Annotated in this window: 14 protein-coding genes and 2 pseudogenes; 10 read left to right on the forward strand and 6 right to left on the reverse strand. The window is 60.6% G+C overall.

Annotation, left to right across the window (positions count from 1 at the left end):
* Nucleotides 1-3: 3 nt before the first annotated feature.
* Entirely contained in the window at nt 4-1,719 is a 1,716-nt protein-coding gene (locus GYB81_RS02260) for a proline--tRNA ligase (RefSeq protein WP_161864545.1), read from the reverse strand.
* A 128-nt stretch (nt 1,720-1,847) separates the two neighbouring features.
* Between GYB81_RS02260 and GYB81_RS02265 the strand changes: the two genes are divergently transcribed.
* Entirely contained in the window at nt 1,848-2,255 is a 408-nt protein-coding gene (locus tag GYB81_RS02265) for a PaaI family thioesterase (protein ID WP_161864622.1), read from the forward strand.
* Nucleotides 2,256-2,328: 73 nt separating this feature from the next.
* Here the strand turns inward: GYB81_RS02265 and GYB81_RS02270 are convergent, their stop codons facing one another.
* Nucleotides 2,329-3,594 (reverse strand): OprD family porin, encoded by a 1,266-nt coding sequence (locus tag GYB81_RS02270; protein ID WP_161864544.1) that lies wholly within the window; start codon nt 3,592-3,594, stop codon nt 2,329-2,331.
* A gap of 664 nt (nt 3,595-4,258) precedes the next feature.
* Here GYB81_RS02270 and GYB81_RS02275 point away from each other — a divergent pair.
* Together GYB81_RS02275 and GYB81_RS02280 are read left to right on the forward strand one after the other, a co-directional pair.
* Entirely contained in the window at nt 4,259-4,690 is a 432-nt protein-coding gene (locus GYB81_RS02275; RefSeq protein WP_161897710.1) for an HIT family protein, read from the forward strand.
* A complete protein-coding gene (locus GYB81_RS02280; RefSeq protein WP_161897711.1) occupies nt 4,687-4,893 on the forward strand; it encodes a SlyX family protein in 207 nt (68 codons plus the stop codon). Before GYB81_RS02275 ends, GYB81_RS02280 begins: the two co-directional genes overlap by 4 nt.
* Before the next feature lie 42 nt (nt 4,894-4,935).
* Here the strand turns inward: GYB81_RS02280 and GYB81_RS24665 are convergent.
* The 4 genes and pseudogenes from GYB81_RS24665 to GYB81_RS02295 form a co-directional block, all read right to left on the reverse strand.
* Nucleotides 4,936-5,154, reverse strand: a pseudogene (locus GYB81_RS24665) (cold-shock protein); the annotation flags it as partial.
* A gap of 87 nt (nt 5,155-5,241) precedes the next feature.
* Nucleotides 5,242-5,550 (reverse strand): annotated as a pseudogene (locus GYB81_RS24985) (cold shock domain-containing protein membrane protein); the annotation flags it as partial.
* 172 nt (nt 5,551-5,722) lie between these two features.
* Entirely contained in the window at nt 5,723-6,790 is a 1,068-nt protein-coding gene (locus GYB81_RS02290; RefSeq protein WP_178106592.1) for a GGDEF domain-containing protein, read from the reverse strand.
* Between the two features lie 96 nt (nt 6,791-6,886).
* Nucleotides 6,887-7,357, reverse strand: a complete 471-nt coding sequence (locus GYB81_RS02295) for a Dps family protein (protein WP_024307258.1) — start codon at nt 7,355-7,357, stop codon at nt 6,887-6,889.
* Nucleotides 7,358-7,784: 427 nt separating this feature from the next.
* Here GYB81_RS02295 and aspS point away from each other — a divergent pair, with 427 nt between their 5' ends.
* The 7 genes from aspS (at nt 7,785) to tolQ (ending at nt 14,123) form a co-directional block, all read left to right on the forward strand.
* Complete coding sequence (gene aspS, locus GYB81_RS02300) at nt 7,785-9,560, forward strand: aspartate--tRNA ligase (protein WP_161897714.1); 1,776 nt, start codon at nt 7,785-7,787, stop codon at nt 9,558-9,560.
* A 95-nt stretch (nt 9,561-9,655) separates the two neighbouring features.
* On the forward strand, nt 9,656-10,405 hold the full coding sequence (locus GYB81_RS02305) for a YebC/PmpR family DNA-binding transcriptional regulator (RefSeq protein ID WP_161864538.1): 750 nt from the start codon (nt 9,656-9,658) through the stop codon (nt 10,403-10,405).
* A gap of 153 nt (nt 10,406-10,558) precedes the next feature.
* The gene (gene ruvC, locus GYB81_RS02310; protein ID WP_161897715.1) at nt 10,559-11,083 is read left to right on the forward strand and encodes a crossover junction endodeoxyribonuclease RuvC; all 525 of its coding nucleotides are present in this window, start codon (nt 10,559-10,561) and stop codon (nt 11,081-11,083) included.
* A gap of 21 nt (nt 11,084-11,104) precedes the next feature.
* Nucleotides 11,105-11,710, forward strand: coding sequence for a Holliday junction branch migration protein RuvA (gene ruvA, locus GYB81_RS02315; protein ID WP_161897716.1), 606 nt, complete (start codon nt 11,105-11,107; stop codon nt 11,708-11,710).
* A gap of 156 nt (nt 11,711-11,866) precedes the next feature.
* Nucleotides 11,867-12,919 carry a Holliday junction branch migration DNA helicase RuvB gene (ruvB, locus tag GYB81_RS02320; RefSeq protein WP_161897717.1) on the forward strand — a complete coding sequence of 351 codons (1,053 nt, stop codon included), beginning with the start codon at nt 11,867-11,869 and terminating at the stop codon, nt 12,917-12,919.
* Between the two features lie 53 nt (nt 12,920-12,972).
* Complete coding sequence (gene ybgC / locus GYB81_RS02325; protein ID WP_161864534.1) at nt 12,973-13,425, forward strand: tol-pal system-associated acyl-CoA thioesterase; 453 nt, start codon at nt 12,973-12,975, stop codon at nt 13,423-13,425.
* Between the two features lie 2 nt (nt 13,426-13,427).
* Nucleotides 13,428-14,123, forward strand: a complete 696-nt coding sequence (gene tolQ / locus GYB81_RS02330) for a protein TolQ (RefSeq protein WP_012017899.1) — start codon at nt 13,428-13,430, stop codon at nt 14,121-14,123.
* The last annotated feature ends 3 nt before the right edge of the window (nt 14,124-14,126 follow it).

Genomic DNA, 14,126 nt, shown 5'->3' on the forward strand with positions numbered 1-14,126 from the left:
TGATCAGCGTTTGATGCGGGCTTGCAGGAACGACAGAATCTCGGTCAGCGGTACGGCTTGCGCTTCGGTTTCTGCGCGGCTCTTGTACTCGAGATTGCCCTCGGCCAGGCCACGGTCACTGACCACGACGCGGTGCGGGATACCGATCAGCTCCATGTCGGCGAACTTGATGCCGGGGCTGGTCTTCTTGTCGCGGTCATCCAGCAGCACTTCGAAGCCTGCCGCGGTGAGTTCGGCGTACAGCTTGTCGGTGGCCTCGCGGACCTGCTCGGTTTCATAGCGCAGCGGCACGAGAGCAATGTGGAACGGGGCCAGGGCATCGTTCCAGCGAATGCCACGTTCGTCGAAGTTCTGCTCGATGGCCGCGGCAACCACACGGGAAACACCGATGCCGTAACAGCCCATGGTCAGGGTTACCGGCTTGCCGCTTTCGCCCAGTACCTGGCAATTCAGCGCTTCGCTGTACTTGGTGCCGAGCTGGAAGATATGACCGACTTCGATACCGCGCTTGATCACCAGAGTGCCCTGACCATCCGGGCTCGGGTCGCCTTCGACGACATTGCGCAGATCAGCCACGGTCGGAACCGGCAGGTCGCGCTCCCAGTTGACGCCGAAGTAGTGCTTGTCGTCGATGTTGGCACCGATGACGAAGTCGCTCATCAGCTCTACGGAGCGGTCGATAATGACCGGCAACGGCAGATTCAGCGGGCCGAGAGAGCCAGCGCCGGCACCGATGGCTGCACGTAGCTCGGCGTCGGTAGCCATGGTCAGCGGGTTGGCGACCTGCTCCAGATTGGCGGCCTTGATCTCGTTGAGCTCATGGTCGCCACGCACCACCAGCGCGATCAGCTTGCCTTCCTCGGCTGCGTGAACGATCAGGGTCTTGATGGTCTTCTCGATCGGCAGGTTGAAGCCTTCGACCAGAGCCGCGATGGTTTTCGCATCAGGCGTATCGACCAGGCGCAGCTCTTCGGTCGGCGCCGGACGGCTCTTCTCGCGCGGCAGGGCTTCGGCCTTCTCGATGTTGGCGGCGTAATCAGAGGTGTCGCTGAAGGCGATATCGTCTTCGCCGGAGTCGGCCAGCACGTGGAATTCATGCGAGCCGGTACCGCCGATGGAGCCGGTATCGGCCTGCACCGGACGAAAATTCAGGCCCAGGCGGGTGAACACGTTGCAGTATGCCTGATGCATGCGGTCGTAGGTTTCCTGCAGGGAAGCCTGGTCGGCATGGAAGGAATAGGCATCCTTCATGATGAACTCGCGGCCACGCATCAGGCCGAAGCGCGGACGGATCTCATCACGGAACTTGGTCTGGATCTGGTAGAAGTTGATCGGCAGCTGCTTGTAGCTGTTCAGCTCGTTGCGGGCCAGGTCGGTGATGACCTCCTCATGGGTCGGGCCGACACAGAACTCGCGGTCATGGCGATCTTTGATGCGCAGCAGTTCGGGGCCGTACTGCACCCAGCGTCCGGACTCCTGCCACAGCTCGGCCGGCTGGATGGCCGGCATCAGCACTTCCAGAGCACCAGCGGCATTCATTTCCTCGCGCACCACATTCTCGACCTTGCGCAGCACACGCAGGCCCATCGGCAGCCAGGTATACAGGCCGGAGGCCAGCTTGCGGATCATGCCGGCACGCAGCATCAGCTGGTGGCTGATCACCACGGCATCGGAAGGGGTTTCTTTCAGGGTCGAGAGCAGGAACTGACTGGTACGCATGTTTGGCCGTTCTGTCGGTTGCTAGGGCTTGGAGTAGGCCGGCATTGTACGGTGCCTATACAGTGGCGTACAGGACGGGCGCAGGGCTACGAGTGCTGCTGCGTTCACCAGGAGGAATAATAGTGGGGCTGACTGCACTTGAGGTTCAAACCCTGATTCGGGATGGGCTGCCGATGGCCGAAGATATCGACCTGCGAATAGACCGTCTGGATGAGCAGGGCGTGCTGGCGCGCGTGCCCTTTCATGCCAAATTGGTGCGTCCCGGCGGCACGCTGTCCGGCCCTACCATCATGGCTCTGGGGGACGCGGCGATGTATGCGGTGGTGCTCGGGCGTCTCGGTCGAGTGGAGATGGCGGTGACGTCCAATCTCAATATCAACTTTCTGATCAAACCCAAGCCGGTCGACTTGCTGGCCGAGGCGCGCATATTGCGCTTGAGTCGACGTCAGGCGGTCTGCGAAGTTTCGTTGTATTCGGCGGGTAATGAGGATGAGTTGGTTGCGCATGTGACGGGGACGTATGCGCTGCCTCTTTAAATCGCCCGCGCAGAAATAAAGAAACCCGGCCGAGGCCGGGTTTCTTTTTTACCGCTATCGAGTAGCGCTGAGGTTACAGAACGCTCAGCGGGTATTCGACGATCAGGCGGAAGTCGTTGACGTCGCCTTCGAACGAGTTGCGGTAGAACGCTTGACGAACGCGGAAGGACAGGTCCTTAGCGGCGCCGTCCTGGATCACGTATTTAGCTTCAACGTTGATTTCGCGCTCTTTCTCGTCGCTACCAGTACCGACATCCATATCCGTACCGCGGATGTAACGGGTCATGAAGCTCAGACCAGGTACGCCGTACTCGGCCATGTTGATGTCGTAGCGAGCTTGCCAGGACTTCTCGTCTTTGGCGTTGAAGTCGGAGTACTGAACCGAGTTGCTCAGCCAGATGGTGCCGCCGCCGTCTACGCCGTAGTAGTAGCCGCTATCGCCGCTGGCACGCTGGTGCGCGACGGTGAACGTGTGCGCGCCGAGGCTGTAGGCCGCTGCAAGGCTCCAGATCTTGTTGTCGACTTCGCCAGCCAGCTCCTGACCATCACCTTTGGTCTTGTACCCGTTGAAATCGAAGTTCAGCGCCTGATCTTCGGCCAGCGGCAGATTGTAATTCAGGTTGACGTAGGTCTTCTTGAAGAAGTCCTCAACGTCCGAGTGGTGCAGGCCAGCACTCAGGTTGTCGGTGAAACTGTAGTTTGCACCGAAAATGTTAGCCGATTTGATGGTGTTGCCATCTTCGGTGAGGGTATCGCGGCCGGTAGCGGTCTGGCTGCTCATGGCCGTGAAGCGGCCTGCGCTCAGCTCCAGACCTTCGATTTCGTTACTGACCAGGTAAGTACCGGTTGCCACCTCAGGAAGGATACGGCTGTCATCGGTGGAGAATACCGGGCTTGCCACGAACTGGCTGCCGTACTTCAGAACGGTGTCGGATACGCGGAATTTGATAGCCCCGCCAACTTCGGTCTGAGTGTCGTCGCCACGACCGTCGTCGGTCTGAGCGAACTGGCCGGTGCCGTAACGACCGCGACCGCTGTCGATCTTGATGCTGCTCAGGGAGTGTGCGTCGAAGCCTACGCCTACGGTGCCTTGGGTGAAGCCGGATTCGTACAGCAGGCGAATGCCCAGGCCGGTTTCTTCACGATAACCCTTGTCGCCTGTGCCTGCAGTGTTCGGGCCGTTACGGAAATCGCGGTTCATGTACAGAACGCGGTTGAAGATGTTGAAGCTGCTGTCTTCGATAAAGCCATTCGACTCGGACTGGCTGGATGCCACGGCCATCTGGCTGGTGCCCGCGGCTACTGCCAGGGCGATTACGCTCCACTTCATCACTTGCATCGTGATTGCTCCTTGGGTTTAGAAGAGTTGCGCTACCCACTGATTTTTATATGGGTGGCTCTTTCTTTTTGTGTCGGCGCTAACTTATAGCACGCAGCCAATGTTGGCGATAGTTGTAGTCTATTCATTGCGGCTTCGATCATGCTGGTGTCGCATCGCGTGAGGGAGAATGTCGCAAATCTATAGTTCTGCACTTGCGTTTCGTTGCGCCAACGTTTTTCGCGGTTCTTCAAGTGCCTGGGACCGCTGTCCTCGGTCTGCTGCACGGTTTACCGGGCATTGGTTTTACAGGTAGCAAAAGTCATGCTCAAAACCTGGTCTTCATCTTAAAACCTTGATTTTTCGGGTGCTCATTACGGCGCTCGCGCCGCAGGCAATGCGCGTGGCGCGGTTTTGCAAGGCGGTGGGACGATGCTCGGGTTCGGTTACCAGCACAGGATGTCAGGTGCCTGCCGGGCATCTCGTCGGTAACGCTTGGCACCGCCTATTACGGGAGGAAACAAAATGGTGCGCACCTGTGGTGCATATCTGCTTGGTCTGCGTTAGCGTGGTGCGCGATCGCCGGGTGAATTGTCCGATGGGCGCGCGTATGCTGCGCGCCATCGCGTTGGGCCTCAGGGCGCTACGCTTGATTGATCTGTATTGAATGAAGGAGGAGAGCCTGATGTTCACCCTGGATTCCCGGCTGCAGCAGGATTGCCTGCTGATCGGGGACTTTCCCCTCTGCCATCTGCTGCTGATGAACGATGCCAGCTATCCCTGGTTCATCCTCGTGCCCCGGCGTGACGAGGTCAGCGAACTGTTCCAGCTCGACGCGACCGACCAGCGCCAGCTCTGGCACGAAACCACATTGCTGGCCGAAATCCTCAAGGACACCTTTGCCGCCGACAAGATGAATGTGGCCACACTTGGCAATGTGGTCAGTCAGCTGCATATGCATGTGATCGTGCGCCGCCGTGATGACGCCGCCTGGCCCGCGCCGGTCTGGGGGCGGCACCCTGCGCAGCCATATGGCGAGCAGCAGGTGGTGCAGATCATCGACAAGCTGCGTTTGGTACTGACCGAGGATTTCCAATTCGCCGGAGCGTTCGCATGAGTCTAGAGTCACGGGTCACGGAATTGGAGAGCCGCCTGGCTTTTCAGGATGACACCATCCAGGCGTTGAGCGATGAGCTGGTCGAACAGAATCGCCGCATCGAGCGGATGCAGTTGCAACTGACCGCTCTGGCGCGGCGCCAGGAAGAATTGAACGGGCTCGCGGGAATCGCCGAAGACGAAGCGCCGCCACCGCACTATTGATACGAAAAAGCCCGGTTTCCCGGGCTTTTCTCTGTGTGCCGCTCAGCGCCGCGAAGGCGCAGCTGCGATCACATCTTCCGCCTGCAGGCCTTTGTCACGCTGCATGACCGAGAACTCCACGCGTTGGCCCTCGATCAGCACGCGATGACCTTCGCCGCGAATGGCGCGAAAGTGCACGAAGATGTCTTCGCCCGAGTCACGGGAAATGAAGCCGAACCCCTTGGAGGTGTTGAACCACTTGACCGTCCCGGTCTCGCGATCTTCCTGAGATGTGCTGGAACTGGTTTGCGCAAAAGGCTGCTGCTCTTTGGACTGCGGTTGTGCGCGCAGCTGGGCGGCAAGGCTCAGTACCACTGCGGCGACCGAGGTCAGCAGCGGTAGCCAGATGGCCGGTTGGCCGCCGATGCTGGGTAGTGGTGCGAGCAGAATCAGGCTCTGGACCACGGCGGCCAGGATCAGCAGTGCGGACGACAGCCCCAGCAACTGCTGGCGTGCCGCTGGTGCATTTTGCTGTTGCGCTGCAGCAAGCAGGTTTAGCAGGCCGGTCATAGCCAGGTAGATGGCATCCGGGGTGGTCAGGAACGAAGTGGAAATACCGGGGACGGCGGACAGCAGCAGGGCGGCGAACCCTGTCACGAGATGGGCAATCTTCAACATCTTCGACGAACTCACTGATTGAATGATGACTCAAGGTGTCGCGGAGGGAGCGCGCTTCACGGGTGGCCAGCTGAACGGCCATGGCGCGCGCCGGTATACAGGGTCGGCGACGCCGCGGGATGGTAACGCGGCGCGCGAACCTATTTAACAGCAAAGGAGTGGGCTTCTCAAATCAAGCGGTTAGCATCTTTTCGCTGGCAACAGGGTGGACCTGATTGCGGCCGGCGCGCTTGGCTTGATAAAGCGCATCATCGGCGCGGGTCAGCAGCGATTCGAAGGTGTCGTCTTGTTCGGCCATGGCGCAGCCGAAGGATGCCGTGATGCTGTCCAGAACCTGGTCGGTACGGCGCACCTTGACTCTCAGCGACTGGATCTTGTGGCGCAATTGTTCGGCGAAGTCGAGCGCCCGGTTAAGGTCGATGCAGTTGCGCAGCACCACGCAGAACTCTTCGCCTCCGTAGCGTGCAGCGAAGGCTTCCGGCGGCAGCAGGTCGCGCAAGAGCTGCCCGACGTGTTGCAGTACGCGATCACCCAGCGGGTGGCCGTACTGGTCGTTGAACTGCTTGAAGTGGTCGATATCCAAAATCACCAGGGCCAGACCCTGTTGCGATTCCTGCAGGGCGCGCTCCAGCAGCCGAGTAAAGGCATGGCGGTTGAACACGCGGGTCAGACTGTCCAGCGTCGCTGCCAGGTGCGCACGCTCCAGTTGGCTGCGCAGATGGGTGATCTCCTGTTGCGCGGCGCGCAGGCGATAAAGAAATTTTTCCTGCTGGTCCTGCATGAGCTGGGTGCTTTCCTGCAGTTCGCTGAGGACGCTAGGCAGGTCATCGATAATCGGTTCCTGCAGGGCGCTGAGGCCTTGCGTGAGGCTCTGCTGGTAGTGCTGGCTGCCGATCACGCTGCGTGAAACGTCGCTTTCGATATCGTCGACCAGTTCGATGACCTGTTGCTGGCCGGCGCGTGCCTCGTCCAGTTCGCCGCGGATGATGTAGTCGCGAAACAGCCGGCTGGCGGTCTCAGGAGGAAACAGGTCGAAATCTTCGACCACCTTGTCCATGCGGCGGTTGAGCTCTGGCTCGCTGCCTCGGCTGTAGGTGTACCACAGTGCGTAATGCACGGGATTGGGCGGGATGTCGTGGCGCATCATCAAGGGTACGGCCTGTTTCAGAAGTTCAGCCGCCTTGCGGGTTTCCTCCGGATACAGTTCGATGATGCTGGGCGGTTTGCTAGCTTGGCTCATGGATTTGGGCGACTCGATGGCGAATGGCCAGAGCATAGATCAGAGCACGGTGCCATGCCTAATGAAAAGGCCCGGATAACCGGGCCTCTGAGCGTCTCAAGCAGCAAGCAGGCTGCGCAGCATCCAGGCGGTTTTTTCGTGCACCTGCATGCGTTGGGTCAATAGGTCGGCAGTGGGTTCGTCGCTGACCTTGTCCAGCAGCGGGAAAATGCCCCGAGCGGTACGTACGACGGCCTCCTGGCCCTGCACCAGTTGTTTGATCATCTCATCGGCGCTGGGTACGCCTTCCTCTTCCTTGATCGAGGACAGGCGGGCGTAGGCGGCGTAAGTCCCGGGAGCCGGGAAGCCCAGAGCGCGGATGCGTTCGGCGATTGCGTCAACCGCCAGGGCCAGTTCGGTGTACTGACCTTCGAACATCAGGTGCAGGGTATTGAACATCGGACCGGTAACGTTCCAGTGGAAGTTGTGGGTCTTCAGGTACAGGGTGTAGGTGTCCGCCAGTAGGCGCGACAGGCCTTCGGCGATGGCGGCGCGATCCTGTTCGGCGATTCCGATATTGATTTCCATGGCTTGTCTCCTTTCAGATGGACCCAGGGTTTCTATCCCGCATTGTTGGGCAAAGCCTAACACGCAGGGTGACAGGATGATCTTGGCTTATATCAATCAAAGCGATGTTTAGAGGCTATCGATAACGCGCGGTTCATCCAGTGCGATAAGTAATTGTTTGCGGCGGACAAGCTGCTCGGCTGTGGCGAGGCGAAAGTCTGCGGGCAGATCGTTGGCCGGGTGCTGCGATTGGGTTAGGCGATGGTCTTTCGCCGGTTCAGTAAAGACACCGTATGCCGGGCGGCTGCGTCACGACGATTTACGCTATATAATCCCGCTCTTTATCGAAGCGCGGCGTGCGGCTGGACGTTTGCCGCGGTGTGGCTCCTGCCCAGGGCGTTGGGGGCTGCCTGACCTATCCAAGACCTTAGAGAAGCGAAACACGATCATGATGCGCAGCCACTATTGCGGCCAACTGAACGAGAGCCTGGATGGCCAGGAAATCACCCTTTGCGGCTGGGTTCACCGTCGCCGCGACCATGGCGGGGTGATCTTCCTCGATATTCGTGATCGTGAAGGCCTGGCTCAGGTGGTGTTCGATCCGGATCGCGCCGAGACCTTCGCCAAGGCTGACCGCGTGCGCAGCGAATACGTGGTGAAGATTACCGGCAAGGTGCGCCTGCGCCCTGAAGGCGCGCGCAACGCCAACATGGCGTCCGGCGCCATCGAAGTGCTGGGTTACGAGCTGGACGTGCTCAACGAGGCGGAAACCCCGCCGTTCCCGCTCAATGAGTACACCGATGTCGGCGAGGAAACCCGCCTGCGCTATCGCTTCATCGACCTGCGTCGTCCTGAGATGGCCGAGAAGCTCAAGCTGCGTTCGCGCATCACCTCGAGCATCCGCCGTTACCTGGATGACAACGGCTTTCTCGATGTCGAGACGCCTATCCTGACCCGTGCCACGCCGGAAGGTGCGCGCGACTATCTGGTACCGAGCCGTACCCACGCCGGTAGCTTCTTCGCCCTGCCGCAGTCGCCACAGCTGTTCAAGCAGCTGTTGATGGTGGCCGGCTTCGACCGCTACTACCAGATCGCCAAGTGCTTCCGCGACGAGGACCTGCGTGCCGACCGTCAGCCGGAATTCACCCAGATCGACATCGAGACCAGCTTCCTCGATGAAAAGGACATTATGGACATCACTGAGACCATGGTGCGCAACCTGTTCAAGGAAGTGTTGGGCGTCGAGTTTGGCGCGCTGCCGCACATGACTTTGGCCGAAGCCATGCGCCGCTTCGGTTCGGACAAGCCGGACCTGCGTATTCCGCTGGAGCTGGTGGACGTGGAAGATCAGCTCAAGGACGTCGAATTCAAGGTGTTCGCGGGTCCGGCCAACGATCCGAAATGTCGTGTCACCGCCCTGCGCGTACCGGGCGGGGCGAGCATGCCGCGCAAGCAGATCGACGACTACACCAAGTTCGTCGGCATATACGGCGCCAAGGGCCTGGCCTATATCAAGGTCAACGAGCGCGCGGCCGGTGTCGAAGGTCTGCAGTCGCCGATCGTCAAGAACATTCCGCTGGACAACATCAACGTCATCCTCGACCGCGTTGGTGCGGTCGATGGCGATATCGTGTTCTTCGGTGCCGACAAGGTCAAGATCGTCAGCGAAGCCCTGGGCGCGCTGCGCATCAAGCTGGGTCATGACCTGAATCTGTTCACCTGCGAGTGGGCGCCGCTGTGGGTCGTCGATTTCCCGATGTTCGAGGAGAACGACGACGGCAGCCTGACCGCCATGCACCACCCCTTCACCTCGCCCAAGTGCACCCCCGAGGAGCTGGAGGCCAATCCGGCCGCCGCGCTGTCGCGTGCCTACGACATGGTGCTCAACGGCACCGAGCTGGGTGGCGGCTCGATCCGTATCCACGACAAGGCCATGCAGCAGACCGTGTTCCGTGTGCTGGGCATCAGCGAAGACGAGCAGCAGGAGAAGTTCGGCTTCCTGCTCGACGCACTGAAGTACGGTGCGCCGCCCCATGGTGGCCTGGCCTTCGGCCTGGATCGCCTGGTGATGCTGATGACCGGTGCGCAGTCGATCCGCGAAGTGATCGCCTTCCCGAAAACCCAGAGCGCGGCCTGCGTCATGACCCAGGCGCCGGGTGTGGTCGATGGCAAGTCGCTGCGCGAGCTGCACATTCGCCTGCGCGAGCAGCCCAAGGCCGAATAAGCCTGTACAAGAAGCCTGGTTTTCCAGGCTTCTTCGTTATGGGGCGCTTGTCCGTGCGCCCCTGCAATTCTCAAGTGGAAAAGATGGAGTGAGTTATGGCTGGTCATTCCAAATGGGCCAATATCAAGCACCGCAAGGGGCGTCAGGACGCCAAGCGGGGCAAGATTTTCACCAAGCTGATTCGTGAGCTGACGGTGGCTGCCAAGCACGGCGGCCCGATCCCGGCGGACAACCCGCGTTTGCGCCTGGCCGTGGACAAGGCGCTGACCAACAACATGTCGCGCGAGGTGATCGATCGCGCCATCGCCCGCGGTGCCGGCAACAACGAAGCCGACAACGTCATCGAGTTCAGCTACGAGGGCTACGCGCCAAGCGGGGTGGCCATCATCGTCGAGGTGATGACCGATAACCGCAACCGCACCGCAGCCGAAGTGCGTCATGCCTTTACCAAGTGCGGCGGTAACCTCGGTACCGATGGTTCGGTCGCCTACATGTTCGACCGCAAGGGTCAGATCAGCTTCGCTCCGGGCGTCGATGAGGATGCCCTGATGGAGGCAGCGCTGGAGGCTGGTGCCGATGATGTGGAAATGGGCGAGGATGGCTCGGCCCTGGTCTCGACCAGCTTCACCGAGTTCCATGCCGTCAACGAAGCCCTGAGTGCGGCCGGCTTCAAGGGCGAGGAAGCGGAAATCGCCATGATCCCCTCGATCAACGCGCCGATTACCGATCTGGAGACCGCGCAAAAGGTGTTCAAGCTGATCGATATGCTTGAGGACCTGGACGACGTGCAGAACGTCTATCACAACGCCGAAGTCGCCGACGAGATCATGGAACAGCTCGGCTGAGGCTGTTCCCCGGATTGCATCCGGGCTGCGAGCGAGGAGGCCGGAAGCGCTGTATGGTGCTTCCGGCTTTTTTCGTCTGGCCGAGCGGTGGCGGATGACGTCGTCGAGGGCGCCCCGTATACTCGCTAACTGGATAAATAGACAGTTGCTGATATGACCCTGATCCTAGGCATCGACCCCGGTTCACGCATCACCGGTTATGGCGTGGTGCGCGATACCGGGCGTGGCTGCGAATACGTGGCCTCTGGCTGCATTCGTACCGGCAACGGTTCTTTGGCTGAGCGTCTGCAGATCGTCTTTCGCGGCGTCAGCGAGGTGATTCGTACTCATGGCCCGGTGACCATGGGCATCGAGCAGGTGTTCATGGCGCGCAATGCCGATTCGGCGCTCAAGCTCGGGCAGGCCCGTGGCGCCGCTATAGTCGCTGCGGTGGAGGCAGGGCTCGAGGTGAGCGAGTACACCGCCACCCAGGTCAAGCAAGCCGTGGTCGGCAGCGGGGCGGCGGACAAGCAGCAGGTGCAGATGATGGTCATGCATCTGCTGGGGCTGGTGCAGAAACCACAGATCGACGCCTCCGATGCGCTGGGTATCGCCCTGTGCCACGCCCACCATCGGCAGAGTCTTATTCCTCATGGACTGGCCGGCGCCAAGCGGCGTGGCGGCCGTCTTCGTTTGTAATCGGATCAAAGGAAAACAGCGGTGATCGGACGTTTGCGCGGCACTCTGGCGGAAAAGCAGCCGCCGCATTTGCTTCTGGATGTGAATGGCGTCGGTTATGAGCTGGAAGTGCCGATGACGACCCTATATCGTCTGCCTGCCGTGGGTGAGCCGGTAACCCTGCACACTCACCTGGTGGTGCGTGAGGATGCGCATCTGCTCTACGGTTTTTTCGAGAAGCGCGAGCGCGAGCTGTTCCGCGAGCTGATCCGCCTCAATGGGGTCGGCCCCAAGCTGGCGCTGGCCCTGATGTCCGGGCTCGAAGTCGATGAGCTGGTGCGTTGCGTGCAGGCACAGGACGCGGGTGCGCTGGTCAAGGTGCCGGGTGTGGGCAAGAAAACCGCCGAGCGCCTGCTGGTCGAGCTCAAGGACCGCTTCAAGGCCTGGGAATCGATACCGTCCATTGCGCCGTTGGTGGTTGAACCTCAACTGGCGCAGGCAGTCTCAAGCGCGGAGAACGACGCCGTCAGTGCATTGATCTCCCTCGGGTACAAGCCGCAGGAGGCCAGCCGAGCCGTTGCCGCCGTCAAGGAGGATGGTATGAGCAGTGAAGATTTAATTCGTCGCGCGTTGCGCGGCATGGCGTGACAGGGTGTTGAATAACTACCTGCGTTGCCGATGAGTTGTTAAAAACAGGCTCAAAATGCTCATTTACACTCGTAAACTCCGCTTTCTCGCCTGTTTTTGCCTAGCCTCGGCTGCCTCGCTGACGTTTTTCAACACCTTGTCGATGGAAGTATTGCGATGATCGAAGCCGATCGCCTGATTACCGCCAGTCCACGTGAGCGCGAAGAGCAGCAGGATCGTGCCATTCGCCCGTTACGTCTGGCCGACTATATCGGTCAGCCCGTGGTGCGTGAGCAGATGGCGCTGTTCATCCAGGCTGCGCGGGGCAGGGCCGAAGCGCTCGACCATACGCTGATCTTCGGGCCACCGGGCCTGGGCAAGACCACCCTGGCCAATATCATCGCCGAGGAAATGGGCAGCTCGATCAAGAGCACGTCCGGTCCGGTGCTCGAGCGTCCGGGAGATCTGGCTGCGCTGCTGACCAACCTGGAAAGTGGCGATGTGCTGTTCATCGACGAAATTCATCGTCTTTCTCCGGTGGTCGAGGAAGTGCTGTACCCGGCCATGGAGGATTTTCAGCTCGACATCATGATCGGCGAGGGGCCAGCGGCGCGCTCGATCAAGCTGGATCTGCCGCCCTTCACTCTGGTCGGCGCCACTACCCGTGCCGGCATGCTGACCAATCCGCTGCGCGACCGTTTCGGTATCGTTCAGCGCCTCGAGTTCTACGGTATCGAGGATCTCGCCACCATCGTCTCGCGCTCGGCCGGAATTCTCGGTTTGCCGATCGAGGCCAAGGGCGCCTATGAAATCGCGCGTCGCGCGCGCGGTACGCCGCGTATCGCCAACCGCCTGCTGCGCCGCGTGCGCGATTTCGCCGAGGTGCGCGGCACAGGCCATATCTCCCAGGCCATCGCCGACCAGGCGCTGAACCTGCTGGATGTCGACGAGCGAGGCTTCGATCATTCCGACCGACGTCTGCTGCTGGTCATGATCGAGAAGTTCGACGGCGGGCCGGTGGGGCTCGATAGCCTGGCTGCGGCCATCGGCGAGGAGCGCCATACCATCGAGGACGTGCTCGAGCCGTACCTTATTCAGCAGGGCTACATGATGCGCACTCCACGTGGGCGTGTGGTCACCCGGCATGCCTATCTGCACTTCGGGCTGAACATCCCCAAGCGCTCGGGTGATTCGCCCAGCGGCGATCTTTTCAGTACGGGTGACGAATGACGAAAAAATTGTTACCAGGCCGGATTGGCAAGCAGCAGGCCGGGGACTAGAGTATGCGCGCGCAAAACGGAGTCCAGCCGTTCAGCCACCATTGCCGGGTCTATTACGAAGATACCGATGCGGGCGGCATCGTCTACTACGTCAACTACCTCAAATTCATGGAGCGGGCTCGCACCGAGCGCCTGCGTGAGCTGGGTTATGCCCAGTCGACGCTTGCCGGTGAGGGCCTGTTGTTCGTCGTGCATTCGGCCGAGGCGCGTTATCACGCGCCGGCACGTCTGGATGACGAGCTGGTGATCAGCGCCGATGTAATCGAATTGAACCGTGCCAGCCTGCGCTTTCGTCAACAGGTCAGGCGGGCTGCGGATGATGTGCTGCTCTGCGAAGGGCAGTTTCTGGTGGCCTGTGTGCGCGCCGACAACTTGAAACCCCGGGCTATTCCCGAATCTCTGCGACACGCGTTCGCCGGGACGCAGGCGCCGGGTCCAATTGCAGCAGGAGAGTAAGCGTGGAAGCTAACGCCGTTGACCATATGTCGATGTGGAGTCTGATCAGTAACGCCAGTCTGTTGGTTCAGCTGGTGATGCTGACCCTGGTGGCCGCGTCGGTCATTTCCTGGGTGATGATCTTTCAGCGTAGTAATGCCATCCGCGCCGCCAAGCGTGCTCTGGATAACTTCGAGGATCGTTTCTGGTCCGGTATCGACCTGTCCAAGCTGTATCGCCAGGCCGGCAGCAACCCTGATCCGGATTCCGGTCTGGAGCAGATCTTCCGCGCCGGCTTCAAGGAGTTCTCCCGCCTGCGTCAGCAGCAGGGCGTCGACCCGGACGCGGTGATGGACGGTGTTGCGCGCGCCATGCGCGTAGCCATCTCCCGCGAAGAAGAGAAGCTGGAAACCGCGCTGCCGTTCCTCGCTACCGTAGGTTCCACCAGCCCCTACATCGGCCTGTTCGGTACCGTATGGGGCATCATGAACTCCTTCCGCGGCCTGGCTCAGGTGCAGCAGGCCACCCTGGCCACCGTCGCTCCGGGTATCGCCGAAGCGCTGATCGCCACCGCCATCGGTCTGTTCGCCGCGATTCCGGCGGTCATCGCCTACAACCGCTTCTCCGCCCGCGGCGAAATGCTGATCGGCCGCTACTACACCTTCGCCGACGAGTTCCAGGCCATCCTGCACCGCAAGGTGCATACCTCGGAAGACTAAGAC

Origin of the sequence: Pseudomonas yangonensis (assembly GCF_009932725.1) — a bacterium.
GTDB classification, from domain to species: domain Bacteria; phylum Pseudomonadota; class Gammaproteobacteria; order Pseudomonadales; family Pseudomonadaceae; genus Aquipseudomonas; species Aquipseudomonas yangonensis.

What these genes read in the sequence shown, in the direction of transcription:
- aspS (WP_161897714.1), top strand. Translation starts at nt 7,785, where the DNA reads ATGATGCGCAGCCACTATTGCGGCCAACTGAACGAGAGCCTGGATGGC.
- ruvB (WP_161897717.1), top strand. Translation starts at nt 11,867, where the DNA reads ATGATCGAAGCCGATCGCCTGATTACCGCCAGTCCACGTGAGCGCGAA.
- GYB81_RS02290 (WP_178106592.1), bottom strand. Translation starts at nt 6,790, where the DNA reads ATGAGCCAAGCTAGCAAACCGCCCAGCATCATCGAACTGTATCCGGAG.
- GYB81_RS02305 (WP_161864538.1), top strand. Translation starts at nt 9,656, where the DNA reads ATGGCTGGTCATTCCAAATGGGCCAATATCAAGCACCGCAAGGGGCGT.
- ybgC (WP_161864534.1), top strand. Translation starts at nt 12,973, where the DNA reads ATGCGCGCGCAAAACGGAGTCCAGCCGTTCAGCCACCATTGCCGGGTC.
- GYB81_RS02275 (WP_161897710.1), top strand. Translation starts at nt 4,259, where the DNA reads ATGTTCACCCTGGATTCCCGGCTGCAGCAGGATTGCCTGCTGATCGGG.
- GYB81_RS02295 (WP_024307258.1), bottom strand. Translation starts at nt 7,357, where the DNA reads ATGGAAATCAATATCGGAATCGCCGAACAGGATCGCGCCGCCATCGCC.
- GYB81_RS02270 (WP_161864544.1), bottom strand. Translation starts at nt 3,594, where the DNA reads ATGCAAGTGATGAAGTGGAGCGTAATCGCCCTGGCAGTAGCCGCGGGC.
- GYB81_RS02260 (WP_161864545.1), bottom strand. Translation starts at nt 1,719, where the DNA reads ATGCGTACCAGTCAGTTCCTGCTCTCGACCCTGAAAGAAACCCCTTCC.
- ruvC (WP_161897715.1), top strand. Translation starts at nt 10,559, where the DNA reads ATGACCCTGATCCTAGGCATCGACCCCGGTTCACGCATCACCGGTTAT.
- GYB81_RS02280 (WP_161897711.1), top strand. Translation starts at nt 4,687, where the DNA reads ATGAGTCTAGAGTCACGGGTCACGGAATTGGAGAGCCGCCTGGCTTTT.